Below are 24,111 nucleotides of genomic sequence, written 5' to 3'. Positions count from 1 at the left end.
CGAAGGGTTACCTTGTCGCCAAGCCGTCCGGCGTCCCGTCGGCCGCGGCGGCCAGGAGGCGGGCCAGCTCGACCGGCTCGGTGAACATGGGCCAGTGCCCGGAGTCGAGGTCGACGAGGTCGAGGTGCTTGACCCGGGCCAGCTCCTTGACGTCGCCGCCGTCGATCCACTCCCGGGCCTGCGCGGGGCTGAACTCGGGGCACACGACGACGGCCGGCACCCCGAACCGCCGCTCGTCCGTCAGCCGCACCACGCCCTTGGCCACCCTCTCGGGGACGGGGACCGCGGCGGCGGCGAACCTCCGCCTGGCCGCCTCGTCGAGGTCGGCCGAGTCCGGCCCCTCGAACGGCTCCCATCCCGGGAACGGCACGACGCCGTCCGCGGCCTCGAAGAAATCGGCGTAGAGGGCGCCGTCGGCGGCGGGGAAACCGCCGATGAAGGCGACCTTGGCCACCTTGTCCGGCCGCGCGTCGGCGGCCAGCCAGGCCAGCGTGCAGGCCGCGGAATGGCCGGCCACCAGGGGCCTGCCGTCGGCCGCGTCCACGGCGGCGAGCACCGCCGCCACCTGGTCGGCGAGCGTGGCGGCGGTGTTCCCGTCCCCCTGGCCGGGCAGGGCGACCGGCACGGGACGGTGGCCGAGCGCCTTGATCGCGGGCGTCACCTCGTCCCAGGCGGACGGGTCGAGCCAGAGGCCGCCGATGAGCAGGATGTCCATGTCAGTCTTCTTTCTCCAGTGCGTTCAGGTCGCGTTCCGCGTAGAGGCGGTGTTCCCATTCCTCGTGCAGGACGATGTGCAGGCACTCCTTGAGGGGGAAGCCGGCCAGCCGCGGCCAGCCGGGCTCCTCACGGGTGACGTGTGAGGCGAGCAGTTCGGGGGTGAGCGAGGCGACGACCCGGCCGACCATCGCCCGGCGGTCGCGGCGGACGGCGAGCACCTCCGCCAGCGGCGGCCGGGCCGCGCGGTCCCACGGGATGCCGTCCCAGCCTGGCGCCTCGTCCCACGGCAGGTCGAGCGGGTGCCATGGCGAGGGGTCGCCCAGGATCATCCGGCCGACCCAGGCGGCCGAGGCGAAGTTGAGGTGCCGCAGCGTCTGGACGAAGGACCATTCGCCGTCGACGTTCTGGTGCAGCGCCGCCTCGGGGAACGTCGCGGCGCGGGCGAGGGTGCCCGCCCACAGGCGGTCGAGGATCGCCCACGCCTCGCCGAACCCCTCGGGGTCGCCGGGGCGCATCCGGGCGCGTTCGGGCATGCGGCGGTTCAGCTCGGCCTCGACGAGGGGCGCGATGTCCACGCCGTTCACCACGACGTTCCGCAGCTCGCCGCTGATCTCGACGTCGACGAGCTCGGCGCCGCGCAGCCGCACGCCGGACAGGTCGGCCGCGCGCACGCGGACGTCGGACAGGCGTACCCGGGTGAACGTGCCCCGCCGCACGCTCACGTCCTGGACCTGGAGGTCTTCCCGGTAGTCGGTCATGACGCCACACGGTAGGGCGTATTCCGGACGTTCTACTTCCGGTTCCCGCCGTGACGGCCCTAATCTGCTCGGGTGCCCACCGAACTCAGCCCCACCGCGCGGGCCCTGCGCGCCATGGAGGTCCTCCGGCAGCGTCCCGGCGTGACGGCCGGGGAGCTGGCCGCGGCCCTGGGCGTGACCGAGCGCGCCGCCCGCCGGTACGTCGGGATCCTGCGCGAGGGGGGCATCCCCGTCGAGTCGGCCAGAGGCCCCTACGGCGGCTACCGGCTCGGCCGCGGCACCAGGCTGCCGCCGGTCGCCTTCACCGAGCCCGAGGCGCTGGCCCTGGTCATGGCGGTGTTCGACGGCCAGCCGGCCGCCACCGATCCCGACGACCTGGTGGGCGCCGCCCTGTCCAAGGTCATCCGGGCCCTGCCGGAAGGCGTCGGACGCCAGGCCGCCGCGCTGCGCGAGCACGCCTCCGCCGCGCCCGACCGGTACGCGGCCCGTCCCGGCGTCGCCGTGACCAGCGCGCTGGTCGCCGCGTCCGCGGCCCGGCGGCGGGTCCGCATCGCCTACCGGAGCGGGTCGGGCACGGAGTGGGAGGCCGAGGTCGACCCCTGGGCGGTCGTCGTCCGCTACGGGCGCTGGTACCTGCTGTGCCACTCCCACCGCGCCGGCGCGATCCGCACCTACCGGGTCGACCGCGTCCGGGCCGTCCACGAGACCGTCCACGGCTTCCGGCCGCCCGACGGGCTGGACCCGGTGGCGGCGCTGGAGGAGAACCTGGGCACCGGATGGGCGTACGCGGCCCGCGTGGTCTTCGACGCGCCCCTGGCCGAGGTGGCGCCCTGGGTGCACCCGCCCATGGGACGGCTCGAACCGCACGGCGAGGGCTGCGTGCTGGTCGGCAGCACGGGCAACCCGGCCATGTACGCCCAGGAGTGGCTGCCGGCCGTGCCGTTCGCCTTCCGTGTCGAGGGCGGCCCCGAGCTGCGCGCGGCGGTCGCGCGCCTGGCCGCCCGCCTGGCCGCCGCGCTGCCCGGCTAGGCCGCCGGCGGCCCGGCCGCGCGGTGCCGGCGGACGCGCGCGCCGAGGATCAGGGCGGCCAGCACGGACGCCGCCGCCGAGGCCAGCAGGATCGCGCCCTTGGCCTGCGTCAGGTAGGCCGGCCCGGGGTAGGAGAGCTCGGCGATCAGCAGCGAGACGGTGAAGCCGATGCCGCCCAGCACGCCCACGCCGGCGATGTCGCTCCAGCCCAGCCGCGGGTTGAGGTGGGCGCTGGTGAGGCGGGCGGTGAGCCAGGCGGCGCCGACGATGCCGAGCGGCTTTCCGATCAGCAGCCCGGCCAGCACGCCCCAGGTCACGGTCCCCGTCCAGAAGCCGCCCGCCCCCGACAGGGAGATCCCGGCCGACAGCAGCGCGAACACCGGCAGCACCACCCCGGCGCAGAACGGCCGCAGCGCGTGCTCGGCGCGCTGCGAGGGCGGCACCTGCTCGCCGGCCCGCGGCCGGGTGCGCATGAGCAGGCCCATCGCGACGCCGGCGATGGTCGCGTGCACCCCGCAGGCGTGCACCAGCGCCCAGATCAGCACGGCGAGCGGCCCGTACAGCAGCCACGCGGGCAGCGCGCGGCGCACGGCGGTGACCGCGCGGCCCCGCCCGTGCTGCAGGTACGCCCACCCGCCCAGCGCGGCGGCGGCCCCCGCCAGGGCGGCGAGGTTCAGCCCCGAGGTGTAGCCGACGGCGATCACGACGACCGCGCACACGTCGTCCACGGTCGCCAGCGTCAGCAGGAACGTGCGCAGCGGGGCCGGCAGGCCGCGGCCCACGACGGCCAGGACGGCGAGCGCGAAGGCGATGTCGGTGGCCATCGGCACGCCCCAGCCGCGGGCCGCCTGGCCCGGCGCGGCGGCGTTCACCGCCAGGAACAGCAACGCCGGGACCACCACGCCGCCGAGCGCGGCCACCACGGGCAGCGCGGCGCGGCGCGGGTCGCGCAGCTCGCCGTGCACGAGCTCCTGCTTCAGCTCGTTGCCGACGATGAAGAAGAACACCGCCAGCAGCCCGTCGGCGGCCCACGCCTGCGCGCTCAGGCGCAGGCCCAGCCACTGCGGGCCGAAGGACCACGTGCGCAGGGCCTCGTAGGAGCCGGCGAGGGAGGAGTTGGCCCAGGCCAGCGCGGTCAGGGCGGCGAGGATGAGCAGGACGCCGCCGACCGCGTCCGAGCGCAGGGCAGTGATGATCCGCGAGGAGGCAGACATGAGGGGAGAACTCCAGGACGGTACGGAAACGAACGGGCCGCCCGATGCGCAGCCCCGGCCTCATGGCGACGCGCGCACCCGGATCACGTCCGGGTGCGGGCGCTCAGCGGCCCTGCGGCGGGCGGATGCCCGCGATCACGCCCCACGTGCTGACGTAGCCGTTCGTGCCGACCGGACGGAACTCCAGCGGGCGCAGCGGGCGGGCGTGCCGCTCGCGCGCGAGGTGAAGGCAGGAGCGGAATTCGCGCACCTTGCCCCCCCTTTTGTCCGATCGTGTCCCCCTCCTACCCTACAAGGGCCCGCCGCCCTTGAATCCGGTACCCCGGTACGGGGTTACCGTCGGGACATGACCGCAGACCTGCCCCTCTCCCCCGGCTGGACGCCGTCCGCCTGCACGCTGCCCACCGCCGAACGGCTGCTGCGGGTGGCCGAGTTCGACGAGCTGTTCGCGCGCTCGGTGCGCTCGGTGCGCCGCCCCGCGCCCGACCGGCTGGAACTCAACCTCGACCCCGACGGCCCCGACGGCCCCGACGGCTCCGGCGGCTCCGGCGGTCCCGGCGTCGCCGCCCGCGCCGCCGGGCTGGCCGCCCGGGAGAACGCCTGCTGCTCCTTCTTCACCTTCACCCTGACCATCGGGAGCGGCGGCCTGACGCTGGCGGCGACCGTGCCCCCGCGGCACACCGGCGTCCTGGACGCCCTCCAGGCCAGGGCCGGGGGACGGCCCGCGTGAGCCCCGAGGAGCCGTGCCTGCGCAGCGGGCAGGTGGCCGAGGGGGCCGGGGTCAACCTCCAGACCCTGCGGTATTACGAGCGCCGTGGCCTGATCGCCGAGCCGCGGCGCAGCCCCGGCGGGCACCGCGCGTACCCGCCGGGTACCGTCGCGCTGCTCACCGTGATCAAGGCGGCCCAGCGGCTCGGCTTCACCCTGGACGAGATCGCCGCGCTGATCGGCGCCGGCCGCCGCGGCCACCCCACGGCCGGCCTGCGCGTCCAGGCCCGGGCCAAGATCGACGAGATCGACGCGAGGATCGCCGACCTGGCCACCGTCCGGGAGTCGCTGAGCCAGGTGGTCGCCGCCGGCTGCGACAGCCTGACCGGCTGCACCGGCCCCGGCTGCCCCCTCCCCGCCGCCGCCCTGGCGGATGCGATGTACTGACCGTCATGACGATGATCCGCTCACTGCTGCTGTTCGCCCTGGCCGCGCTCGCCGAGATCGGCGGCGCGTGGCTGATCTGGCAGGGCGTGCGCGAGCAGCGCGGCCTGCTGTGGATCGGCGGCGGCGTCGTCGCCCTCGGCCTGTACGGCTTCGTCGCCACCCTCCAGCCGGACGCCAACTTCGGCCGCATCCTGGCCGCCTACGGGGGCGTCTTCGTCGCCGGGTCCCTGGTGTGGGGCATGGTCGCCGACGGTTTCCGCCCCGACCGCTGGGACGTCGTCGGCGCCCTGATCTGCCTGGCCGGCGTCCTGGTCATCATGTACGCCCCGCGCGCCTGACCCCGTCCCCCGGGCGCGCGTCCGCCATGACGCGGCGCATGTCGGCGACTGCCCGCAGCGTCCCGCGCAGGGTGCCGGTCACCTTCGAGCGGCCCGCGCGGGGCAGGTAGTCCACGTCCGTCTCGCCGATCCGCCACCCGGCCGCCGCGGCGCGCAGCACCGTCTCCAGCGGGTAGCCGAAGCGGCGGTCGGCCGTCCCGAGCGACAGCAGCGGCACGCGGGCGGCCGCCCGCATCGGCCCCAGGTCGCGCAGCGCCACGCCGGTGCGCCGGCGCAGGCCCCGGGCCAGGACGGCGTTGCCCAGCCGGGCGTGCCCGGGCCAGACGCCGGCGCCGCGCGGCCGGCGGCGCCCGAGCACCAGGTCGAGCTCCCCGTCGAGGACGGGCCCGGCCACCCGGGGAAGCTGGGCCGGATCGAGCGAGGCGTCGGCGTCCATGAAGCAGACCAGGTCGGCGGAAGCGGCCAGCAGCCCGGCGTGGCAGGCGGCCCCGAACCCGCGCACGGGCTCGGCGACCACCCGCGCCCCGAGATCGCGGGCGACCCGCGCCGAGCCGTCGGTGGAGCCGTTGTCGACGACGATCGGGCGGTAGCCGGCGGGCATGCGCCCGAGCACCCAGGCGAGCGCGGCCTCCTCGTCGAGGCAGGGCAGGATCACGTCGATCGTCATGACCGGGCGAACTCCGCCATCCCGGACTCGAACCCGATCGCGGCGCGGAAGCCGAGCTCGGCCTCCGCCCGCCGGGGCGAGGCGACGACGTGCCGGACGTCGCCCAGCCGGTAGCCGCCGGTGACCCGCGGGACCGGGCCGCCGCACCCGGCGGCGAGCACGCGGGCCATCTCCCCCACGGTGCGCGGCGTGCCGGAGGCGATGTTCCAGGCCCGCAGCCCGCCGGGCGGCAAGGGCACGGTCAGGGCCGCGAGGTTCGCCCGAGCCACGTCGCGCACGTGGACGAAGTCGCGCAGCTGGCGGCCGTCCTCGAACACCAGCGGCGCCCGGCCGGCCCGCAGCGCCGAGCGGAAGATCGCGGCGACCCCGGCGTACGGGGTGTCGCGCGGCATGCGGGGCCCGTAGACGTTGTGGTACCGGAGGGCCGCGACGGTCCCGCCGGTCTCCCTCGCCCAGTTGGCGGCCAGGTGTTCCTGGGCGAGTTTGCTGGTGGCGTAGGCGTTGCGCGGATCGGGCGGGGCGTCCTCCTCGATCGGAGCCCAGCGCAGGGGCTCGCCGCAGCGCGGGCAGGGCGGCTCGAACCGGCCGCCGTCCAGGTCGTCCGCGGTCCGCGGGCCGGGCCGGACGTCGCCGTGCGCGGCGCAGGCGTAACGTCCCTCGCCGTAGACGACCATCGAGGAGGCCAGCACCAGCCGGGTGATCCCGTGCCTGGCCATGGCGGCCAGCAGCACGGCGGTGCCGAAGACGTTGACGCAGGCGTAGGCGGGCAGGTCGGAGACGTCCACGCCCAGGCCCACCTTGGCCGCCTGGTGCACGACCACCTCGACGCCGGGCAGCAGCGTGTCCAGGGCCGTGGCGTCGCGCACGTCCGCGCCGGTCCGCGTGTCGAGGCCGACGACGCCGTGACCCGCCGCCTCCAGGGCCTCGGCGACGTGACCGCCGATGAAGCCGGCCGAGCCGGTGACCATCACTCTCACGCCACCGACGGTAGCGGCCGGGACAGGCGGGCCGAAGCCGCGTTCGCGGTTCGTAAGGGTTCTTACGAACAACGAACGTGAACCGCCGCGGCGGTCCCGGACCGGCCTCCGGATGCGAGGCTGCCGCCGTGAACCGGAACACGACGGCGGCCGCCGGGACGCTCGCCGCCCTGGCGGCCGTGGTGCTGCGGCTGGCGACGGGGCCGCCCCATCTGGGCTGGTACCTGGCGGCCTGGGCGCTGTTCGCGGCCGCGCTGTGGCAGGCCGCCCGGCTGCCGGAGCTGCGGACGGCCGTCCTGGTCCTGGCCGGCGGGATCACGCTAGCCGCGACCGGCCTGGCGGCCCCGCCGAGCAGCAGCACCGACTCCTTCCGGTACGCCTGGGACGGCCGCGTGCAGGCCGCCGGCATCTCGCCCTACGACCACCCGCCGGCCGACCCGGCGCTCGCCGGGCTGCGCGACGACTGGCTCTTCCCGGCCGCCTGCCACGCCCCCGCCCTGTGGCCCCTGCCCGGCGGCGGTTGCACCCGGATCAACCGCCCCACCGAGCCGACGATCTACCCGCCGGTCGCGCAGGGCTACTTCCTGCTGGTCCACTGGTTGTCGCCGGACGGGGTGCGGCACAAGGGGCTCCAGCTCGGCGGCTTCGCGGCGGCCGTGGCCGTGCTGGCGATCCTGTGCCGGGCGGCGGGGGCCCGGCGGGCGGCGTACTGGGCGTGGTGCCCGGCCGTGCCGGTGGAGGCGGTGAACAACGCGCACGTCGACATGCTGGGCGTGCTGCTGGTGGTGCTGGCCTTCACCGCCGTGCGGGGGCGCGGCGCGCTGCTCGGCGCGGCCGTGGCGGCCAAGCTGCTGCCCGTGACCGCGCTGCCCGGCGCGCTGTCCGGGGTGTTGTCCGGCGTGTTGTCCGGGGGCCTGGGCGGAAGTGTCCCCTGGCGGCGGGTGCTCGGCGTCGTCGTGCCCGCCGGGCTCGTGATCGCGCTGTCCTACCTGCCGTACGTGCTGGTCTCGGGCGCCTCGGTGGCGGGCTACCTGCCGGGTTATCTCAAGGAGGAGCGCTACGACGGGCCCGGCGGCGGGAACCGTTATGCCGTCCTGCGGCTGCTCGTGCCGGACGGGTGGGCGCCCTGGGCCGCGGTCGCGCTGCTCGGCCTGGTCGTCCTGGCCGTCCTGCGCCACGGCGACGCAGGACGGCCCTGGCGCGGCGCGCTGCTGGTCAGCGGCTCCCTCCTGCTGCTGTTCACCCCCGGCTACTCCTGGTACGCGCTGCTCGTCGTCGCCCTGGCCGCGCTGGACGGCCGGTGGGAGTGGCTGGGCGTCGCCCTGGCCGGCGCGGTCGCCTACACCGCCGGCCCGGCGGCCCCGGGCACCCCCGGCACCCCCGCGTACGCCGTGGCCGCCCTGGCCGTGCTGGCCGGCTGGGCCGTACGGCGGTCCCGCGGCGATCACCTGCTGTCGTCGGCACGGAAGGACTGAGGAAGCTGAGTCGTCCCACGTTCGAGCACCCGCCGCAGATCGTGCTCATCGCCAAGGAACCCGTGGCCGGCCGGGTCAAGACCCGGCTGACGCCCCCGTACAGCCCGGCCGAGGCCGCCGCGCTGGCCGAGGCCGCGCTCCGCGACAGCCTGCGCGCCGTCGCCGCGACCCCCGCCGCCCAGCGGATCCTCGCTCTGGACGGCCTGCCGGGCCGCTGGCTGCCCCCCGGTTTCGTAGTGATCCCGCAACGCGGCGCCGGGCTGGACGAACGCCTCGCGGCGGCCTTCGCTGACGCCCACCGGCTGCGGCCTGGGCCCGTCGTGCTCATCGGCATGGACACCCCGCAGGTCACGCCCGAGCTGCTGGGCGAGGCCGGGGCGGCGCTGGCGGACCACGACGCGGTGTACGGCCCGGCGGCCGACGGCGGTTTCTGGCTGCTGGGGCTCCGGCGGCCGGACCCGGCGCTGCTGCTCGGGGTGCCCATGTCGCACCCGGAGACCGGCAAGGTGCAGCTCGACCGGCTCGTCCGCGCCGGGCTGGCCGTCCACCACCTGCCCGAGCTGGTCGACGTGGACACCGCCACAGCCGCGACCGAGGTGGCCCGCCAGGCTCCCGCCTCCTGCTTCGCCACCACCCTCCGAACACTGCGCCGACGACCGGACCGGGGAGAGCCATGCCGGTGACCGAGCGCGACCGCGCCACCGGCGAGCCGACCCGGGTGATCGGGCACGACCGCGCCGCCGGGAGGCCGGGACGGTGATCGGGGAGATCTATGCGGCCGCGCTCGCGGGTGAGCGCGCCGAGATCGAGTACCTGGACGGCAGCCGCGCCGAGCTGGCGGCCGCGCGCTGGTCCGCGCCCATCGACGGCGACGAGGAGATCCTGAGCCACTGCCGCAGCCCCACACTGGACATCGGCTCCGGGCCCGGCCGCCTCACGGCGGCGCTGACCCGGCGCGGCGTGGCCTCGCTCGGCATCGACGTCACGCCGCACGCCGTCGCCCTGACCCGCCGGGCGGGCGGGTTCGCCCTCCTGCGGGACGTCTTCGACGACGTCCCCGGCACCGGCCAGTGGGCGACGGCGTTGCTCGCCGACGGCAACATCGGCATCGGCGGCGACCCGGCCGCCCTGCTACGCCGGGTCCGGCAGCTCGTACGGCCGGGCGGCACCGTCCTGGCCGAGCTCGCGCCGCCCTGGACGCGCAGCCGGGTCGACCGGGTACGGCTGCGCCGGGGAGCGCGTGCGGGGGAATGGTTCGGCTGGGCGACCGTCTCGGCGGCCGACATCGCCCGCCTGGCCGCGAACGCGGGATTCACGACCGCCCACTGCCGCCCGACCCACGGCCGCTGGCTGGCCCACCTGCACTAGCACCCAGCCCCACCGCCCACGACCCACCGGCATCGGCACACGGCCTCCGCCGCCCACGGTCCACCGGCACCCGGCCCCGGCGCCCACGGCTCGCCGGTGCTGGCATCCTGTGCCGGGTCGCGGCCGTTCAGCGCGCGCCTGGATCAGCGTCCGGTCGGGTCGGTCGATCGGCGTCGGTCAGTCGTCGTCGGCGTCGTCGCTGCCGGTCTTGCCGTGGTCGTCGTCGTCGGCGTCGTCGTCGCTCTTGACGGTCTGGTCGTTGTTCTGGTCGGTCTTCTGGGCGTCCGTGCGGTCGCCCGAGCGGTCGTCGGCCTGGTCGTCACCGTGGTCGTCGGACTCGTCGTCGGTCTCCTCGGCGAGGACGGTGCCCTTGGCGGCGTCCACGGTGATCTCGCGCTCGGTGCCGTCGGCGGCGTCGATGTCGATCTCCCAGACCTGGCCGGCGTCCTCGTTCTCCAGCTCGGCCGAGGTGACCTTGCCGCCCGGCACCTTCTCCAGCGCCGTCTTCTCGGCCTGCTCCTGCGAGACCGCCGGGGCCGGCGCGGACGTGGGGGCGGACGTGGGGGCGGACGTGGGGGTGGAGGTGGTGGCGAAGGCGGTGCCGACGCCGGCGGCGAGCACACCGGCCGTGGCCAGTCCAGCGATGATCATAGGCTTACGCATGCGGAATCACTCCGTAGGTTCGGTCGTCGTCCTGACGCCTCCCAGAGTGGCCGCCGGGACGATAGCGACGAACTGCGGGAACCCTAACGTCCGGTTAAGACGCCGAACGGCCCCCGCACCCCTGACGGACCTACTCGTAACGGGCACGACGGGCGATCTTCTCGAACCTGAGACCGCCGAAGAGCGCGGCCGAGGCCGGGTTGTTGACGTTGACGTCCAGGAACACCTGGCCGGCGCCGCCCTCGCGCATCCGGCCGAGCGCCGCGACGGCGAGCGCCCGCGCCAGCCCGCGCCGCCGCCACCCGGGCACGGCCCCGACCTGGACCAGGAACTCCTCCGCGCACGTCACGAAGCCGACGGCGACGTCCCCTTCGAACGCCACCAGCGAGCACCCCGGCAGGAACTCCTCGTCGACCAGCCAGTCCACCCACTGCTCCCGCGTCCACCCGGGAAAGCCGGGACGGTCCGCGAAGGACGCGGAGTACGCCTGGTGGAACGCCCCTTCGGTGAGCGGGGACCACTCCTCGACCGTCACCTGCGCCGGCATCGGGACGTCCGGCAGCGGCCGGGTCAGGTCGCGCCGGAAGACGTCCTCGGCGAACGTCTGGCGGAAGCCGCGCGCGAGGAACAGCTCGTGCGCCTGCGGGGTCAGCGACTCGGTCTCCAGCCGCACCTTGCCGGGCTCGGCGGCCAGCCGGTCGAGCAGGCCCGACCCCAGGCCCCGTCCGCGGTGGTCGGGGTCGACCAGGCCGGTCGCCGCCGACGTCTCGCCCACCGGCCGCACGGCGCCGCAGGCCACCAGCAGCCCCTGCGTGAACGCGCCCACCGCGGCGCCCGTGACGTACCGGCGTTCCAGGAAGGAGGGCGACGCGGTGGCCGGGAGCCCGCCGTCGCGCGCCGCGCACCTGCCGGCCAGCCCGGCGATCGCCGGCAGGTCCGTGGCGGACAGCGCGGCCCATTCGATGGTCACCATGGTCTCCCTCGCGTGCGGATGATCAAGTATGTCACCACGCGCGACCCCGCCGGAGGAGAGCCCGCTCAGCCGCCTCGGGGCCGCGCCGGAGGAGAGCCCGCTCAGCCGCTTCGGGGGACGCAGTCGAGGACGACGTTGCCCAGCGGGGTGTGCCGCACCCCGGCCACGTCGAGCCCGGCCGCGTCGGCGAGCGCGGTGTGGTCGGCGACGGTGCGCTCCCGGCCGCCGCTGATCACGAGCATGCGCAGGTCCATCTCGGCGAACATGGCCGGGTCGTCGCCGGCGCCGCCCCGGGACTCGATCACCACGACCCGTCCGCGCGGCCCGGCCGCGTCGGCGCAGCGCCGCAGGACGCGCTCGGCGTCGGCGTCGTCCCAGTCGTGGATCACGCGTCTGAGCACGTAGACGTCGCCGCCCGGGGGCAGCGGCTCGAAGAAGCTCTGGCCGGCGAACGTGCACCGCCCGTCCAGCCCGAGCCCGGTCAGGTACCGCCGGCCCCGCTCCAGCGTGTCCGGCAGGTCGACGAGTGTGGCCCGCAGCTCCGGGTGGGCCCTCAGCATCTCGGCGATCAGCGCGCCGGTGCCGCCGCCGACGTCGACCACGTGCCGTACGCCGGACCAGTCGTACCCCTCGGCCGCGTCGGTGAGGTCGTCGGCGCCCGCGGCCATCAGGGCGTCGAACGACTCGCCGACCTGCCGGTGAGCGGCGAGATGGTGCCAGATCGGGGCGCCGTGGACGCTCTCCCACGCGGGCCGCCCGGTGCGGACGGTGTGCAGCAGGCCGGTGAGCGCGACGTCCATCTGCCCGCCGAAGCCGTCGAGGTCGAGCCGGTCGCGCATCATGGAGGGGTGGCCGGAGGCCAGCAGCGCGGCGGGCTCGTTGACCGCGAACACGCCGGGTTCCCGTTCGGCGTAGACGCCGTGGCAGGCGAGGTGGCGCAGCAGCCGGCCCAGGGCGTCGGCGTCGGCGCCCGTCCTGCGGGCCAGCTCCTCGACGGACAGCTCGGCGCCGCCCATCAGATCGGTCAGGCGCAGGGTGGCCGCGACGCGTACGGCCATCGGGGTGACCATGTCCGTGACGGGGGCCAGCACCTCCCACGCCGCCTGCCACGCCGTCGGGTGGACGGTCTCGTCGCCGGTTCCTGTCACGGCCGCACGCCCCCTTCTCCCAAAGGATCAAGGCTCGCCCGCAACCTACCACGCGACCCCTGCCCCGTCCGGCGCGCGAACCACAGCCGGTCCCGCGCGCGAACCTCAGCCGGTCCTGCGTGCGAACCCCGGCGCGGGGCCGCCTCCGGGGTGCGTCAGCCCAGGAGCCTGGAGAACAGGGCTCCCAGACCGAGACTGTCCAGGAGCGACGTCGGCCGGTCCCGCTCGGTGGCCGCCGCCGACAGGGGCACGTCGGCAGCGGGGCAGGCCGCCGACGGCCGGCCGGTCAGGAAGTCCAGCGTCCTTCTGACGCCGAGCGCGTCGAGCAGCGACATCCGGGACGAGGCGGTCGTGACCGACATGCCGTCGTCGCCGGTGCGGATGGTCGAGGTGCCGTCGGTGAGGCACGTCTCGGGCCGGTTGACCAGCGCTTCGAGCACCGCCGTGGCTCCCGCGGCGTCCAGCAGGGACGACGGCTCCGCCGCGGCCGACGAGCCGGCCTCCGGCCGCCCGGTCTCCCACCAGCCGGTCTCGGCCGCGCCGCTGTCCGACGAGCCGACGTCCGACGTACCGGGGGCCGACGTGCCGACGTCCGACGTACCGGGGGCCGATGTGCCGGGGGCCGACGTGCCGACGTCCGACGTGCCGGGGGCCGGGGCGCAGTCCAGGGCGGCGGCGACGAGCGGCTCCAGGATCCGCCGGGCCAGGGTGTCGCCGTCCGCCGCGGTCGGCCGGGCCTCCTCCGTGCCGCTGTTCGGCCTGCTCACCCCGATCTCCTGCTCGACGTCGAGCAGGAAGGCGTCGAGCACGCCGGGGAACTCGGCGGCCTCGGCGAACGACGCGTCCGCCGTACGCGGGAGCGCCCCCGGCCGGTCCGCCGACCGGTCTGCTGGGCGGTCTGCTGGGCGGACGAGACCCTGCAGGAACGTCCGCACGGCCGAGGTGTCGAGCAGCGTGCTCGCCCTGACCGAGGGCCCGCCGGTGATCTCGAGCCGGGCGGCGACGCACGGAGCGGCGGCTCTGCTGCCGTCCTCGGCCGCCGCCGGGCCCGCCGCCGTCAGCAGGCCCGTCGCGGCCAGGCCGAGGACGGCGATCGTTCTCTTGCACATGGGTGTCTCCCTGCGACGTTACGTGATCATCCGCAGCGATCATTACCCATTGCAGTGGATCAACTACTCTATGAATGATTCTAGCCCTCTTTACCCGCCGAAACTGGGTCACCGCGCATGCTCTACCGTCTGCTGAGCGAGCGACGTCGAGCGGAAGGACCCCCATGAGCCCCCTGAACGGCACCGGCCCGAGCGCCGAGGAGCTGACCGAGCGCGTGCACGCCCTGCTCGCCTCCCCCAGGCCCTGGTCGATCACCCAGATCGGCGACCCCGTGCTGCGCCGGACCGCCGAGCCGTACGACGGCCAGCTCTCCGACGCCCTCCTGCGCGAGCTGCTCGACGCGATGTTCCGGCACCTGCCGGGCGTGGGGGTGGGCCTGGCCGCGCCGCAGGTCGGCATCCCGCTGGCGCTGGCGGTCATCGAGGACCCGGCCGAGCTGCCGCCCGACCTGGCTGCCGAGCGCGAACGTGTTCCGCAGCCGCCGCTGGAGCTGGTCAACCCCGTCGTGACGCCCGTCGGCCCCGGCTTCCGGGCGTTCTACGAGGGATGCCTCAGCGTGGAGGGGCTGACCGCCGTCGTCCCGAGGCACGCGCGGGTGCGGCTGTCTGCCCTCGACGGGGACGGCCGCCCGTACGAGAAGGAGCTGTCCGGCTGGCCGGCCCGCATCGCCCAGCACGAGACCGACCACCTGAACGGCACGATCTACCTCGACCGCGCCGACCTCCGCTCGTTGTCGACCACCGCCAACCACGAACGTCTCCTGACCCCCCGCCCCTGACGCCGCCGGTCACCCGCCGCCGGTCACCCGCCGCCGGTCACACGCCGCCGGTCACACGCCGCCGGTCACACGCTGCGGATCACCGAGACCACGATCCCCAGCACCACGGCGCGGTCACCGTCGATGACGTCGTAGCGGGGGTTGCGCGGTTCGAGCAGGACGTGCCCGTCGCGCCGCCGGTAGACCTTCACGGTGGCCTCGCCGTCGATCATGGCGGCGACGATCTGCCCCGAGTGCGCCTCCGGCTGCTGCCGCACCACCACGATGTCGCCGTCGCAGATGGCCGCGTCGACCATCGAGTCGCCGCGTACCCGCAGGCCGAACACGGTGCCGCGGCCGGTGAGGTCGCGGGGCAGGGTCAGGGTGTCGTCGAGGTGCTCGTCGGCCAGGATGGGCGTGCCCGCGGCGATGTCGCCGACCACGGGGACGCTCACCAGCTCGGCGGGCGGCTCGGCCGACGGCGGCCGCAGGAACAGGCGCACGTCGATCGGGCGGGTCATCGCCGCGCCGCGGTTGAGGAAGCCCTGCTCCTCCAGGCTCCTCAGGTGCTTCGAGACCGACGACGGCGAGCGCAGCCCCACCGCCTGGGCCAGCTCGCGGGTGCTCGGCGGGTATCCGTGTCTGACCACCCAGTCGCGGATCGCGGCCAGGATCCGCTGCTGTCGTTGCGGCAGGGCCGAGACGTTCAGGTGCTCGAACGTGTCATGGTCGTCGTAGGTGGTCACAGAGGAATGCTAGAGGCCGGGCGGCCGGAGCGGTGGCGGCCGCCGGCGGAACGGGCGATCCCGGCCGCGAGGGCGCAGGCCGCCGTGCCCGCCAGGACGAACAGCCCGGTGTCGCCGGCCAGGTACTCGGCCACCACCACGGGCCGGTCGGTGATGACGGCGTGCTCCAGCAGCAGGGCGAACGTCGCGTTGTGCGCGAAGTGGGCCAGCACGGCCGGCCACACGCTGCCGGACATGACCCGCAGGTAGCCGAAGAGGAACGAGAACGCGATGACCGACGCGCCGAACAGCGGCAGCACGACGGCCCGCGCCCCTTCGGCGTGGTAATACGGCGTGAACAGGACGTACGGCAGATGCCAGGCGATCCACACCACCCCGACGACGAGCATGGACGTGCGCTCCCCCAGCCGGGCGAGCCGGGGCTGCAGGTAGCCCCGCCAGCCGATCTCCTCGGCGAAGGCCAGGATCGGCCCGGTGACGAGCACGGCCGCCACCGACTGCGCCCAGTCGCCCCGCGGCGCGGTGAACCGTCCGAACCCCAGGACGACCGCGCCCGCCGTGGCCAGCAGGCACACCCCGGCGGTGGCGGCGACGGCGGCCGGCCAGACGCGCAGCCCGGCCCGGCCCAGGCCGAGGCGGCGCAGCCCGTCCCTGGAGTATCCCTCCCGGGTGACGACGAACAGCAGCACCAGCACGGTGAGCAGCGGCGACAGGGCCAGGACGAGCCCCTCGGCGACGCGCGCGGTGCCCGCCGAGACGGCGAGCACGACCACGATGTAGACGATCGACGTGACGCGGTCGTCGAGCTGTCGGAACACGGGCGGACCTTCCTCCGGGGGGGTGGGCCCCGCCAAGTGTTCAGGACCCCGCTCCCGCCGCCCATCGGCCGAAGATCCGAATCGCCGCCCCGCCTCTGCCACCTGGGGACTACGACCACCGGCTGAGGGCCGGTAATCGCGTTGCGCCCGCGCCGGGGCGCGTGTCAGGGTCGTGGCTTCCCGGCAAGTGGTGACAGTGATGACGGCTCTGGTGGTGCGGTATGAGGTATGCGGGGCTCGCGCTCGCGTTCGGGTCCTCGGCGTGTTTCGCGTTCTCGGGGCCGATGGCCAGGTACCTCGTCGCGGCCGGGCTGACGCCGATCGAGGCCGTGTGGGCGCGGATGGCGGCGGCCGGGCTGCTGCTGCTGGGCGTGCTGGCCGCGGTCAGGCCCGCGGCGTTGCGCATCCCGCGGGCCAGGTGGCCGTTCTTCGCGCTGTACGCGGTCGTCGCGGTGGCCGGGGTGCAGTCGCTGTACTTCGCGGCGATCACGCGCCTGCCCGTGGGGGTCGCCCTGCTGCTGGTCTACATGGCCCCGGTCATGGTGGCGGCCTGGGTGCGGCTGGTCCGCAAGGTCCGGCTCCCCCGGGCGGCCTACGCCGGGGCGCTCGTCGCCCTGGCCGGCCTCGGGATCGTCGCCGAGGTCTGGCACGACCTGCGGCTGGACGCGCTGGGCCTGGCCCTCGGCCTGCTGGCCGCGGCCTGCTCCGCCGGGTACTTCCTGATGAACGACAGCTTCGGGGACGACGTCGACCCGCTCGGGCTGGTCGCCTGGGGCATGGCGGGCGCGGCTGTGGCGCTGGTCCCGCTCGCCCGCCCGTGGGCCCTGCGGTGGGAGGCGTTCACGACGTCCGCCACTCCCGCGCCCGGCGCCCTGACGCTGCCCGTGCCGGTGGCCTTCGCGTGGATGGTGGCGGTCGCCAGCGTGGTGGCCTACATCCTGGGGGTGAACGCGGTGCGGCGGTTGTCGGCCGCCGTGGGCGCCACGGTGGCGTCGCTGGAGGTCATCGGCGGGGCGCTGGCGGCCTGGGGGGTGCTCGGCGAGGGCCTGGGCGGGCCGCAGATCGCGGGCGGCGTGATCGTGTTGTCCGGCGCGCTCCTCGCCCAGACCGCGACCCGCCGCACACGTCCCCGGGCGACAGGGCCCACGGGCCTGGACGGCGACAAAGAGGTGACCTCGGGAGCAATGAAGTGCTGACACTACTGTAAGTAGTTAATTCACTACAACGGGTATTTACAAGGGGAAGCAACGACTGTCCCATCCCCGTCCCGAGGAAGGAGGTGGAGCCTTGCGTGTCCTGATCCAGCTCCGCCCCGCCCGTGAAACCGTCGAAGCCGTCCTCGACCCCGGCGTGACCGCCACGGTCGCCGACGTGGCAGGAGACCTGCCGGGAATCGTCCTGGACCAGGCGTTCGCCCCGCTGGCCCTGCCGCGCGCCCTGCCCGCCTCGCCTTCGGGCGGCCTGCTGTCGTCGATCAACCGGCCGCTGGGCTTCTCCCTGTCGGCCGAGCACGCCAGCGTGCTCGTGCGCGGCGAGCTCTCCGACGACGACCTGCCGTCCAGGCTGGCGTTGTTGTCGTCGTCCGTGCGCGAGGTCGTCGGCGTGTTCGCCGACCCGTCCATCCATCCCCACCTGACCTGCGCCGACACCGGCCCGGTCGGCGACTGGCACGACGTCGAACGACTGCTGCGCACCTCCGACCTGCGCGCGGCCGGCTACGACGGCCACGGCGTCAACCTGGCGGTCGTGGACGGCGGCGTCAACGCCGACCACGTGAGCACCAAGCTCGGCCGCCAGGTCACCCTCGACGCCGGGCACAGCTGGGCCCCGCCCGGCGTCACGCCCACGCCGGGGCGCTACCCGGTGGAGCACGGCAGCCTGTGCGCCTTCAACACCCAGCTCGCCGCCCCGCGCTCGACGCTGCTCGACATCGCCGTCCTGCAGAGCAGGAAGGGCACGACAGAGGGCCTGCTGTCCGACGCCGTGGCCGCCTACACCCACCTGCGCGGACTCCTGGAGGCCATGCCGGCCGAGTCCCGCTCGCTGGTCGTCAGCAACAGCTGGGGCCTGTACAACCCGCAGCAGGACTTCCCGCCCGGCCACCCCGGCAACTACTCCGACAACCCGATGCACCCGTTCAACGTCATGATCTCGAATCTGGAGCACGCCGGGGCCGACATCGTGTTCGCGGCGGGCAACTGCGGACGCGACTGCCCGGCGGCGAGCTGCGGGTTCACCGACATCGTGGGCGGCAACGGCCATCCGAAGGTGGTCACGGTGGCCGGGGTCGACACCCGCGGCGAGCGCGTCGGCTACTCCTCGCAGGGGCCGGCCCGGCTGGGCGACCACAAGCCCGACCTGGCCGCCTACACCCACTACGCCGGCTCCGAGGCGAGCGGCCCCGGCACGCCCGACACCGGCACCTCCACCTCCTGCCCCGTGGTGGCCGGCGTCATCGCCGCGCTGCGCACCCGCCACCCGTCCACCAAGTTGTCGCCCGCGCAGCTTCGCACGCTGCTCAACCGCACCGCCGAGGACCGCAGCACGGTCGGCTTCGACCACGACTACGGGTACGGCATCGTCAACCCCGCCGGCGTCCTGGCCGCGCTCCGCTCGCACCGCACCCGGGCCGCCTGAACCGCGACGGCGCCGCGCACCCGTGGGTACGCGGCGCCGCCGTCCGCCGGGGAGGGCCGGTGGACGAAGGGTCAGCCGTGGTTCCAGACCGAGGAGATCCGGTCGTTCCACCCGCTGGGGACGAGGTTGGGGATGTCGGAGAAGGGCGGCACGATCAGCGAGCTGCCGCCGAAGTTGATGTGCTCGTAGTAGCGGACCGTGCAGTTCGTGCCGCCCATGGAGCTGATGACGTCGTTCCAGTCGTGCAGGTGCAGCGGGCCGTGGTGGACGTCGGTCAGGTCGTTGTAGGCCTGGCGGGCCGGGCACCAGAACCAGTCGCCGGCGTACTCGACGTGCTCGAACATCTGCACCTCGCCCCGCGTGGCCGGGCGCGGGTCGCGCAGCAGCGCCGCGGCCCACAGCGCGCCGTTGACCGCGGTGTCGTCGGTGACCGCCGTCAGGCGCTCGGGGTGGTAGAGGTAGGTCAGCGGGCGGCCGTCGAACCGGGTCAGGTCCGCCGGGTCGTGCTCGACGCCGTCCACGACCACCGCCATGGCGGGCGCGGGGTGGGTGATCGGTGCGTTGGCGAGCCCTGCGGCGGCCCGGGGCCGGGCCAACGCCCTGGCGGGGTCCGCCGGAATAGGCTTGGCCGAGCGCGGCGCCCTGACCGCCTTGGCGACGAGCTGCTCCAGCGTGGTGATGTCGTGGTCGCGCAGGAGGGCCAGCACGTCGGCCTCCTCCAGGCCCCCGACGTGGTCGGAGAAGTCCAGGAAGCGCTCGACCTGGCGGCGGGCGGGGGTTGAGATCTGGGTCACGGGTGCCTCCCCTGGTAGTGCTGCGTACTTCCTCATGGTCGGGCGGGGCGGCGGCGCGGGCAGCCCCCCAGTGTTGGGGATGGCGTTCAGGCGGTGAAGGCGGCCATGAGCTCGTCCCGGCCGCTCGCGCCGGTCTTGCGGAAGACCGCTTTGAGGTGGTCGTGCACGGTGTGTCCGGACAGGTCGAGCAGGCGGGCGATCTGCTTCGGCGCGGCTCCGGCGCACAGCAGGTCGAGGACGCCGCGTTCGCGCGGAGTGAGGGCGTACCAGTCGCAGAACGAGGGCAGCAGCAGGCCGCCGGTCGCCGCCTGGATCACCACGGCCACCTCGCCCGTGCCGTCCAGCGCCTGGCCCTCGACGGCGAGCCAGCGGCCGTACCGGGCCGCCGGGGCGCAGATGATCGGCCGGCCGGCGTCCGCGCCGCGCGCGTGCTCGGCGGCGTCGGCGGCCAGGGCCGTGACGAACGTGTCGGCCAGCCAGGCGTGCACGCCGTGCCGGTCTGGGTGGCGCAGCCGGTCGAGCCACGCCCGGGCCTGCGGCGTCACGGCGCGGACGCCGCGGTCGGGGCCGACGACGATCACCCCGGCGGGCAGGGCGGGCGCGGTGGGGGCGAGCGGGGCGGCGGTGACGTACCTGCGCAGCGCGGCCATCAGAGCGGGGGCGAGCAGCGTGGCCCTGCGCAGGTCGTCCCCGGTGAACGGCGCGGCGTCGCAGGCGCGGACCAGCCCGAGCAGGCCCCACACGCCGCCGCGCCCGTCACGCAGCAGCAGCCGCAGCTCGCAGGAGGCGCCGCAGGCCGCGAACGCCCGCCGCGCCCCCTCCTCGGCGCCGGCCACCGCGACCGGCACCCGCAGCCGGGCCAGCGACGCGGGCCGGCACGGGTCGCCGTGGGCGCGGCGGTGGGCGAGCAGGGAGAGGGCCAGCTCGCGTTCGTAGCGGTGCCAGAAGCTGAACGAGCCCTGCCCGAGCCCGGTCGCCGGGCTGGTCCCGACCAGCCGCAGTGCGTCGTGCGGCAGCAGCGGGGCGATGGCGGCGGACACGGCGGCGCCGACGTGCTCGGCCGCGACGCCCCGGTCCATCAGGGTGCGCACCTCGTGGACCACGCGGTCCTGGCATGAGCTCACGCGGCCAGGTCAGCACGCCGCGGGCCCGCCCGGCAAGCACAGGGTAGTCGTTCAGATACTTCAGGTCACATTCAGCCGCCGCAGCTCGCCCTCGGTGAGCTGCAGGGCCGTCGCCTCCGCCGACGCGCGCACCGACTCCGGCCGGGTGGCGCCCGGGATGGGGACGACGTGCTCGGAGTGGGCAAGGTGCCAGGCCAGGCAGACCTGCTGCGGGGTGACGCCGCGCTCCTCGGCCACCTCGTGGAAGGGGGTGCGGGGCGGGGCGGCGCCTGGGCCGTCCAGGGCGCTGCGGGCGATGCCGCCGAGGGGGCTCCACGGCAGGAAGGCGATGCCCAGGCGGTCGCACAGCCGCAGCTGGGGCAGGCTGTCGCGGTGCCGGGGGCTGTAGCGGTTCTGCACCGAGACCAGGGAGTCGCCCAGGACGGCCCTGGCCTCGTGGATCTGCTCGCAGGTCACGTTGGAGACGCCGGCCGCGCGGACGAGGCCGGCGTCGAGGAGGTCGCGCAGCGCGCCCACCGACTCCGCCCACGGGACGTCCGGGTCGGGCTTGTGCAGCTGGTAGAGGCCGATCGCCTCGACGCGCAGGCGGCGCAGGGAGCCCTCGCAGGCGGCCCGGAGGTGAGCGGGACGGCCGTCGACCGTCCAGGAGCCGTCGCCGGGACGGCCGCGGCCGCCCTTCGTGGCGACCAGCACGCCGGAGGCGTCGCCGGACCATCTGGCCAGGGCCTCGGCGACGAGCTCCTCGTTGTGGCCGCGCTCGCCGGCGTGCCAGTGGTAGGAGTCGGCCGTGTCGATCAGGGTGAGGCCGGCGTCGAGGGCGGCGTGCACGGTGGCGATCGCGCGGGCGCGGTCCGGACGGCCCTCGATGGACAGCGGCATGGCGCCCAGGCCGACGGCGCCGACCTCGGCGGTTCCGATGCGGCGGGTGATCATGGTCGGTCAGCCTTCCGGGAGGAGGTCGGCGACGGCTCGCCGCCGGTCACCACGCGGTGGACGGGGGCCGGCGAGCCGGTCGCGGCGGCGATGGCCGCGCACAGGCCGGTGACGGTCAGCGTGTCGCGGGAGGCGGCGTTGAGCGCGCCGGTGACGTCGGTGCCCGTCGCCGTCCAGTGCAGGAACGCGGCGATCTCCGCGTGGTGGACGAACGACGTGGGGGCCGGATCGCGGTGCACGGCGACCGGCAGCCCGGCGCGTACGCGGTCCACGTAGTGGCGCAGCCGTCCGGTGAAGTCGGCGTCCCCGCCGCCCAGCACGTGGGCGCTGCGCACGGCGAGGAACGGGAAGGCCGGGTCCCTGGCGAACACGGCCTCTGCCTGGCGTTTGCCCTCCGCGTACGCGGCCGCCTCGCCGAGCAGCCGGGACAGGGCGCCCGCGAACACCCGGCGGGCGGCGTCGGCGTGCGAGGGCGTGTAGCAGACCTGGTCCACGACGGCGTCGAAGGTCCGGCCGCCCAGGGCGCGGGCGAGCGCCGCCGCGTCCGCCCGGTCGGCGACTACGTGCTCGGCCCCGGGCGGCGACGCGGCCGAGCCCCGGTTGACCACGGTCACGCGGTCCCCGCCGGCCAGCAGCAGGCGGATCAGGCGGCGGCCGAAGTAGCGGTTGCCGCCGATGATGCAGATGTGTCGCATGCGGCCAAGACTGGCCGGACGGAGTCAGCAGTGGTAGTGGTGACTTGCTGGCCTCGTGTTAAGGAGAACTGTTGATCGACGCCCACCGGCTCAGGGTGCTGCGGGAGGTGGCCGCGCACGGCAGCTTCAACCGGGCGGCGGCCGCGATGCTGCTCACGCCGTCCGCCGTCTCGCAGCAGATCGCCGCGCTGGAACGGCAGCTCGGCACCCCGGTCGTCACCCGCAGCACCCGCGGCGTGGTCCTCACCGAGCCGGGCCGGCTGCTGGTGGAGACGGCCGAGACGATCGCGGCGGAGCTGCGGCACGCCCGGGAGCGGATCGACGAGCTGGCCTCGGGGCGCCGGCGGCTGACCGTGGCCACCTTCACCAGCGGCGGCCGCGCGCTGCTGCCCGGCGTGCTGGCGCGGTTCGTCGCCGCCCATCCCGAGGTCGCGACGAACGTGGTCGAGCGGGAGCCGGAGGACAGCCTGCCGCTGGTCCGGCGCGGCGAGGCGGACCTGGCGATCGCCTACCACTTCGACGGGCCGCTGCCGGTGCTGCCCGGCGACCGTACGGGGCTGGCCTGGACGCCGCTGGCCGAGGACCCGCTGTCGGTGACGCTGCCGGCCGCCCATCCGCTGGCCGGCCGGGCGTCGCTGGACCTGACCGAGCTGGCCGAGCAGCCATGGGTGATCGGCTGCTCCAAGACGGAGGCGTTCCTGCGCGGGTACGCCGCCGCGGCCGGGTTCGAGCTGCGGGTCACCGGCTCCACCACCGACTACCACCTGGCGCAGGCGCTCACCGCGGCCGGGCTGGGCGTCAGCCTGGTGCCGTCCATCTGCCTGGCGCGCGACACGCCCGGCCTGGCCGTCGTGCCGCTGAACCCGCCGCGCCCGGCCCGCTACCTCGGGGTCGCCACCGCCCCGCGGCGCGACCACCCGCTGGTGCCGACGCTGGTCGAGTGGCTGCGCGAGGAGGCGGCGGCACTGGGACGGCAGCGGACCGATCCTGTCCGCCGGTGATGTCACAGTGTTCCCGGTAACCTCTTCCGCCACCGAACGGAGCGATTCCTATGAGCCGCCAGGTCCAGATCACCTTCGACGCCCACGATCCCAAGGCGCTGTCGACCTTCTGGCGTGAGGCGCTGGGCTACGTCCATCCCGGCCCGCCCGGGGTAGAGCTGCCGCAGGGCGCCGACCCGCTGGCCGCCTGGGACGACTTCCTGGCCAGGGTGGGCGTCCCCGAGGAGGAGCGCGACGCCCGGTCGGCCATCGAGGACCCCGACGGCCGGGGGCCCCGGGTGTTCTTCCAGCGGGTGCCGGAGGGCCGGACCGCCAAGAACCGGGTGCACCTCGACGTCCGGGCGGCTCCCGGGCTGCGCGGCGAGGAGCGCATGGCGGCGCTGGAGGCCGAGTGCGAGCGGCTGGCCGGGCTGGGCGCGACGCGGGTGCGGCGGCACGAGCCCGAGCCGCCGTTCGCCGCCGGCCACATCGTGATGACCGACCCCGAGGGCAACGAGTTCTGCCTCGACTAGCGTCAGTCGTCGGCACACCTGCACGGCACGATGACCAGCGTGCCCGCTTCGATGTGGGTCACCTTCTTCGAGCCGAGGCAGAAGCGGCAGCCGAGCATCTGGGCGATCCACGGGTCCGACCACACCTGGTGCCGCCAGGCCGGCGGCGGCCCGTCCGGGGGCGGTTCCGCGCCGCGCTCGGCGGGCTCGTCGTCGCCCCCCACCTGGCCGAGGCCGCCACAGAACGTGCAGGCGAGAAACAGCTCGCCGAGCTGCACGCCGCGGCGCCCCTGGCATTCGGGGCAGGTGATCGGGTCCGTCACCTGCGGCCGGTCCCGCTGCAGGACTCGCACGACACCCATGTGGACTGCTTCCTCGAGTCGCCGTTCTGGTTGATCCACTCCCCGCCGGCGCCCATGCAGATGCCGCACACCGGACGCTCTTCCTGCTCGTCGTCGTTCGCCATACTGCGCACGGTAGCCGAGCGTGCGCGGACTGTCTGCCGCCTGCCGGATCAGGTCGG

General features: G+C 75.2%; 30 protein-coding genes. 12 read left to right on the top strand and 18 right to left on the bottom strand.

Features of this window, described 5'->3' with window-relative positions; all coding sequences use genetic code 11:
• Positions 1 to 7 precede the first annotated feature (7 nt).
• Both AB0J76_RS14590 and AB0J76_RS14585 read right to left on the bottom strand, forming a co-directional pair.
• Entirely contained in the window at positions 8 to 715 is a 708-nt protein-coding gene (locus AB0J76_RS14590) for an alpha/beta hydrolase (protein WP_364389625.1), read from the bottom strand.
• A gap of 1 nt (position 716) precedes the next feature.
• The gene (locus AB0J76_RS14585; protein WP_352325971.1) at positions 717 to 1,475 is read right to left on the bottom strand and encodes a DinB family protein; all 759 of its coding nucleotides are present in this window, start codon (positions 1,473 to 1,475) and stop codon (positions 717 to 719) included.
• A 72-nt stretch (positions 1,476 to 1,547) separates the two neighbouring features.
• Between AB0J76_RS14585 and AB0J76_RS14580 the strand changes: the two genes are divergently transcribed.
• Positions 1,548 to 2,504: a WYL domain-containing protein gene (locus AB0J76_RS14580; RefSeq protein ID WP_352325970.1), complete on the top strand. Its 957-nt coding sequence runs from the start codon at positions 1,548 to 1,550 to the stop codon at positions 2,502 to 2,504.
• Here the strand turns inward: AB0J76_RS14580 and nhaA are convergent.
• Both nhaA and AB0J76_RS14570 read right to left on the bottom strand, forming a co-directional pair.
• Complete coding sequence (nhaA, locus tag AB0J76_RS14575) at positions 2,501 to 3,718, bottom strand: Na+/H+ antiporter NhaA (RefSeq protein WP_352325969.1); 1,218 nt, start codon at positions 3,716 to 3,718, stop codon at positions 2,501 to 2,503. The genes AB0J76_RS14580 and nhaA overlap by 4 nt on opposite strands.
• 103 nt (positions 3,719 to 3,821) lie before the next feature.
• Positions 3,822 to 3,968 (bottom strand): hypothetical protein, encoded by a 147-nt coding sequence (locus AB0J76_RS14570; protein ID WP_352325968.1) that lies wholly within the window; start codon positions 3,966 to 3,968, stop codon positions 3,822 to 3,824.
• A gap of 96 nt (positions 3,969 to 4,064) precedes the next feature.
• Here AB0J76_RS14570 and AB0J76_RS14565 point away from each other — a divergent pair, with 96 nt between their 5' ends.
• Genes AB0J76_RS14565 through AB0J76_RS14555 form a run of 3 tightly spaced genes read left to right on the top strand, consistent with a single transcriptional unit; the run spans position 4,065 to position 5,211 of the window.
• A complete protein-coding gene (locus tag AB0J76_RS14565) occupies positions 4,065 to 4,448 on the top strand; it encodes a hypothetical protein (RefSeq protein ID WP_352325967.1) in 384 nt (127 codons plus the stop codon).
• On the top strand, positions 4,445 to 4,873 hold the full coding sequence (locus tag AB0J76_RS14560) for a MerR family transcriptional regulator (protein ID WP_352325966.1): 429 nt from the start codon (positions 4,445 to 4,447) through the stop codon (positions 4,871 to 4,873). The genes AB0J76_RS14565 and AB0J76_RS14560 overlap by 4 nt, the downstream gene beginning before the upstream one ends.
• A 5-nt stretch (positions 4,874 to 4,878) precedes the next feature.
• On the top strand, positions 4,879 to 5,211 hold the full coding sequence (locus tag AB0J76_RS14555; RefSeq protein ID WP_352325964.1) for a YnfA family protein: 333 nt from the start codon (positions 4,879 to 4,881) through the stop codon (positions 5,209 to 5,211).
• Here AB0J76_RS14555 and AB0J76_RS14550 read toward each other — a convergent pair.
• Positions 5,189 to 5,878: a glycosyltransferase family 2 protein gene (locus AB0J76_RS14550; RefSeq protein ID WP_352325962.1), complete on the bottom strand. Its 690-nt coding sequence runs from the start codon at positions 5,876 to 5,878 to the stop codon at positions 5,189 to 5,191. The genes AB0J76_RS14555 and AB0J76_RS14550 overlap by 23 nt on opposite strands.
• Complete coding sequence (locus tag AB0J76_RS14545; RefSeq protein ID WP_352325961.1) at positions 5,875 to 6,855, bottom strand: NAD-dependent epimerase/dehydratase family protein; 981 nt, start codon at positions 6,853 to 6,855, stop codon at positions 5,875 to 5,877. The genes AB0J76_RS14550 and AB0J76_RS14545 overlap by 4 nt, the downstream gene beginning before the upstream one ends.
• Before the next feature lie 128 nt (positions 6,856 to 6,983).
• Here AB0J76_RS14545 and AB0J76_RS14540 point away from each other — a divergent pair, with 128 nt between their 5' ends.
• The 3 genes from AB0J76_RS14540 (at position 6,984) to AB0J76_RS14530 (ending at position 9,698) form a co-directional block, all read left to right on the top strand.
• On the top strand, positions 6,984 to 8,330 hold the full coding sequence (locus tag AB0J76_RS14540) for a hypothetical protein (protein ID WP_352325960.1): 1,347 nt from the start codon (positions 6,984 to 6,986) through the stop codon (positions 8,328 to 8,330).
• A gap of 41 nt (positions 8,331 to 8,371) precedes the next feature.
• Entirely contained in the window at positions 8,372 to 9,013 is a 642-nt protein-coding gene (locus AB0J76_RS14535) for a TIGR04282 family arsenosugar biosynthesis glycosyltransferase (protein ID WP_364389621.1), read from the top strand.
• Positions 9,014 to 9,086: 73 nt separating this feature from the next.
• The gene (locus AB0J76_RS14530; RefSeq protein WP_352325958.1) at positions 9,087 to 9,698 is read left to right on the top strand and encodes a methyltransferase domain-containing protein; all 612 of its coding nucleotides are present in this window, start codon (positions 9,087 to 9,089) and stop codon (positions 9,696 to 9,698) included.
• Positions 9,699 to 9,875: 177 nt separating this feature from the next.
• Here AB0J76_RS14530 and AB0J76_RS14525 read toward each other — a convergent pair whose 3' ends face one another.
• From AB0J76_RS14525 to AB0J76_RS14510, 4 genes are all read right to left on the bottom strand, one after another.
• Positions 9,876 to 10,361, bottom strand: a complete 486-nt coding sequence (locus AB0J76_RS14525; RefSeq protein ID WP_352325957.1) for a PepSY domain-containing protein — start codon at positions 10,359 to 10,361, stop codon at positions 9,876 to 9,878.
• A 130-nt stretch (positions 10,362 to 10,491) separates the two neighbouring features.
• Entirely contained in the window at positions 10,492 to 11,334 is an 843-nt protein-coding gene (locus AB0J76_RS14520) for a GNAT family N-acetyltransferase (protein WP_352325955.1), read from the bottom strand.
• A gap of 101 nt (positions 11,335 to 11,435) precedes the next feature.
• Positions 11,436 to 12,482: a methyltransferase gene (locus AB0J76_RS14515; RefSeq protein WP_352325954.1), complete on the bottom strand. Its 1,047-nt coding sequence runs from the start codon at positions 12,480 to 12,482 to the stop codon at positions 11,436 to 11,438.
• 155 nt (positions 12,483 to 12,637) lie between these two features.
• Positions 12,638 to 13,591: a hypothetical protein gene (locus AB0J76_RS14510; protein WP_352325952.1), complete on the bottom strand. Its 954-nt coding sequence runs from the start codon at positions 13,589 to 13,591 to the stop codon at positions 12,638 to 12,640.
• Between the two features lie 164 nt (positions 13,592 to 13,755).
• On the opposite strand from AB0J76_RS14510, the gene AB0J76_RS14505 reads away from it, so the two are divergent.
• Positions 13,756 to 14,370, top strand: coding sequence for a peptide deformylase (locus AB0J76_RS14505; RefSeq protein ID WP_352325950.1), 615 nt, complete (start codon positions 13,756 to 13,758; stop codon positions 14,368 to 14,370).
• Between the two features lie 65 nt (positions 14,371 to 14,435).
• On the opposite strand, the gene lexA is transcribed toward AB0J76_RS14505, so the two are convergent.
• Together lexA and AB0J76_RS14495 are read right to left on the bottom strand one after the other, a co-directional pair.
• On the bottom strand, positions 14,436 to 15,095 hold the full coding sequence (gene lexA, locus AB0J76_RS14500) for a transcriptional repressor LexA (RefSeq protein WP_352325949.1): 660 nt from the start codon (positions 15,093 to 15,095) through the stop codon (positions 14,436 to 14,438).
• Positions 15,092 to 15,913 carry a CPBP family intramembrane glutamic endopeptidase gene (locus AB0J76_RS14495; RefSeq protein ID WP_352325948.1) on the bottom strand — a complete coding sequence of 274 codons (822 nt, stop codon included), beginning with the start codon at positions 15,911 to 15,913 and terminating at the stop codon, positions 15,092 to 15,094. Before AB0J76_RS14495 ends, lexA begins: the two co-directional genes overlap by 4 nt.
• A 221-nt stretch (positions 15,914 to 16,134) precedes the next feature.
• Between AB0J76_RS14495 and AB0J76_RS14490 the strand changes: the two genes are divergently transcribed.
• Complete coding sequence (locus AB0J76_RS14490) at positions 16,135 to 17,109, top strand: EamA family transporter (RefSeq protein WP_352325946.1); 975 nt, start codon at positions 16,135 to 16,137, stop codon at positions 17,107 to 17,109.
• A gap of 91 nt (positions 17,110 to 17,200) precedes the next feature.
• Positions 17,201 to 18,550: a S8 family serine peptidase gene (locus tag AB0J76_RS14485; protein WP_352325945.1), complete on the top strand. Its 1,350-nt coding sequence runs from the start codon at positions 17,201 to 17,203 to the stop codon at positions 18,548 to 18,550.
• A gap of 71 nt (positions 18,551 to 18,621) precedes the next feature.
• Here AB0J76_RS14485 and AB0J76_RS14480 read toward each other — a convergent pair whose 3' ends face one another.
• The 4 genes from AB0J76_RS14480 to AB0J76_RS14465 form a co-directional block, all read right to left on the bottom strand.
• Positions 18,622 to 19,344, bottom strand: coding sequence for a hypothetical protein (locus tag AB0J76_RS14480; protein ID WP_352329107.1), 723 nt, complete (start codon positions 19,342 to 19,344; stop codon positions 18,622 to 18,624).
• A gap of 86 nt (positions 19,345 to 19,430) precedes the next feature.
• The gene (locus tag AB0J76_RS14475) at positions 19,431 to 20,468 is read right to left on the bottom strand and encodes a helix-turn-helix transcriptional regulator (RefSeq protein ID WP_352329109.1); all 1,038 of its coding nucleotides are present in this window, start codon (positions 20,466 to 20,468) and stop codon (positions 19,431 to 19,433) included.
• Between the two features lie 60 nt (positions 20,469 to 20,528).
• A complete protein-coding gene (locus AB0J76_RS14470; protein WP_352329110.1) occupies positions 20,529 to 21,401 on the bottom strand; it encodes an aldo/keto reductase in 873 nt (290 codons plus the stop codon).
• Entirely contained in the window at positions 21,398 to 22,096 is a 699-nt protein-coding gene (locus tag AB0J76_RS14465) for an NAD-dependent epimerase/dehydratase family protein (RefSeq protein ID WP_352329112.1), read from the bottom strand. The genes AB0J76_RS14470 and AB0J76_RS14465 overlap by 4 nt, the downstream gene beginning before the upstream one ends.
• Before the next feature lie 71 nt (positions 22,097 to 22,167).
• Here AB0J76_RS14465 and AB0J76_RS14460 point away from each other — a divergent pair, with 71 nt between their 5' ends.
• On the top strand, positions 22,168 to 23,097 hold the full coding sequence (locus AB0J76_RS14460) for a LysR family transcriptional regulator (RefSeq protein WP_352329114.1): 930 nt from the start codon (positions 22,168 to 22,170) through the stop codon (positions 23,095 to 23,097).
• 50 nt (positions 23,098 to 23,147) lie between these two features.
• Positions 23,148 to 23,609 carry a VOC family protein gene (locus AB0J76_RS14455; protein ID WP_352329116.1) on the top strand — a complete coding sequence of 154 codons (462 nt, stop codon included), beginning with the start codon at positions 23,148 to 23,150 and terminating at the stop codon, positions 23,607 to 23,609.
• 2 nt (positions 23,610 to 23,611) lie between these two features.
• Here the strand turns inward: AB0J76_RS14455 and AB0J76_RS14450 are convergent, their stop codons facing one another.
• Together AB0J76_RS14450 and AB0J76_RS14445 are read right to left on the bottom strand one after the other, a co-directional pair.
• Positions 23,612 to 23,950 carry a hypothetical protein gene (locus tag AB0J76_RS14450; protein WP_352329118.1) on the bottom strand — a complete coding sequence of 113 codons (339 nt, stop codon included), beginning with the start codon at positions 23,948 to 23,950 and terminating at the stop codon, positions 23,612 to 23,614.
• On the bottom strand, positions 23,908 to 24,054 hold the full coding sequence (locus AB0J76_RS14445) for a hypothetical protein (RefSeq protein ID WP_352329120.1): 147 nt from the start codon (positions 24,052 to 24,054) through the stop codon (positions 23,908 to 23,910). Before AB0J76_RS14445 ends, AB0J76_RS14450 begins: the two co-directional genes overlap by 43 nt.
• Positions 24,055 to 24,111 lie beyond the last annotated feature (57 nt).

Source organism: Nonomuraea sp. NPDC049624 (genome assembly GCF_040675255.1).
Taxonomy (GTDB): domain Bacteria; phylum Actinomycetota; class Actinomycetes; order Streptosporangiales; family Streptosporangiaceae; genus Nonomuraea.
The sequence above is the reverse complement of the archived record's forward strand: the minus strand, read 5'-3'. Positions and strand labels throughout refer to the sequence as shown.

What these genes read in the sequence shown, in the direction of transcription:
- AB0J76_RS14590 (WP_364389625.1), bottom strand. Translation starts at nt 715, where the DNA reads ATGGACATCCTGCTCATCGGCGGCCTCTGGCTCGACCCGTCCGCCTGG.
- AB0J76_RS14585 (WP_352325971.1), bottom strand. Translation starts at nt 1,475, where the DNA reads ATGACCGACTACCGGGAAGACCTCCAGGTCCAGGACGTGAGCGTGCGG.
- nhaA (WP_352325969.1), bottom strand. Translation starts at nt 3,718, where the DNA reads ATGTCTGCCTCCTCGCGGATCATCACTGCCCTGCGCTCGGACGCGGTC.
- AB0J76_RS14565 (WP_352325967.1), top strand. Translation starts at nt 4,065, where the DNA reads ATGACCGCAGACCTGCCCCTCTCCCCCGGCTGGACGCCGTCCGCCTGC.
- AB0J76_RS14555 (WP_352325964.1), top strand. Translation starts at nt 4,879, where the DNA reads ATGACGATGATCCGCTCACTGCTGCTGTTCGCCCTGGCCGCGCTCGCC.
- AB0J76_RS14550 (WP_352325962.1), bottom strand. Translation starts at nt 5,878, where the DNA reads ATGACGATCGACGTGATCCTGCCCTGCCTCGACGAGGAGGCCGCGCTC.
- AB0J76_RS14525 (WP_352325957.1), bottom strand. Translation starts at nt 10,361, where the DNA reads ATGCGTAAGCCTATGATCATCGCTGGACTGGCCACGGCCGGTGTGCTC.
- AB0J76_RS14520 (WP_352325955.1), bottom strand. Translation starts at nt 11,334, where the DNA reads ATGGTGACCATCGAATGGGCCGCGCTGTCCGCCACGGACCTGCCGGCG.
- AB0J76_RS14510 (WP_352325952.1), bottom strand. Translation starts at nt 13,591, where the DNA reads ATGTGCAAGAGAACGATCGCCGTCCTCGGCCTGGCCGCGACGGGCCTG.
- AB0J76_RS14505 (WP_352325950.1), top strand. Translation starts at nt 13,756, where the DNA reads ATGAGCCCCCTGAACGGCACCGGCCCGAGCGCCGAGGAGCTGACCGAG.
- AB0J76_RS14490 (WP_352325946.1), top strand. Translation starts at nt 16,135, where the DNA reads ATGAGGTATGCGGGGCTCGCGCTCGCGTTCGGGTCCTCGGCGTGTTTC.
- AB0J76_RS14470 (WP_352329110.1), bottom strand. Translation starts at nt 21,401, where the DNA reads ATGATCACCCGCCGCATCGGAACCGCCGAGGTCGGCGCCGTCGGCCTG.
- AB0J76_RS14465 (WP_352329112.1), bottom strand. Translation starts at nt 22,096, where the DNA reads ATGCGACACATCTGCATCATCGGCGGCAACCGCTACTTCGGCCGCCGC.
- AB0J76_RS14455 (WP_352329116.1), top strand. Translation starts at nt 23,148, where the DNA reads ATGAGCCGCCAGGTCCAGATCACCTTCGACGCCCACGATCCCAAGGCG.
- AB0J76_RS14450 (WP_352329118.1), bottom strand. Translation starts at nt 23,950, where the DNA reads ATGGGTGTCGTGCGAGTCCTGCAGCGGGACCGGCCGCAGGTGACGGAC.
- AB0J76_RS14445 (WP_352329120.1), bottom strand. Translation starts at nt 24,054, where the DNA reads ATGGCGAACGACGACGAGCAGGAAGAGCGTCCGGTGTGCGGCATCTGC.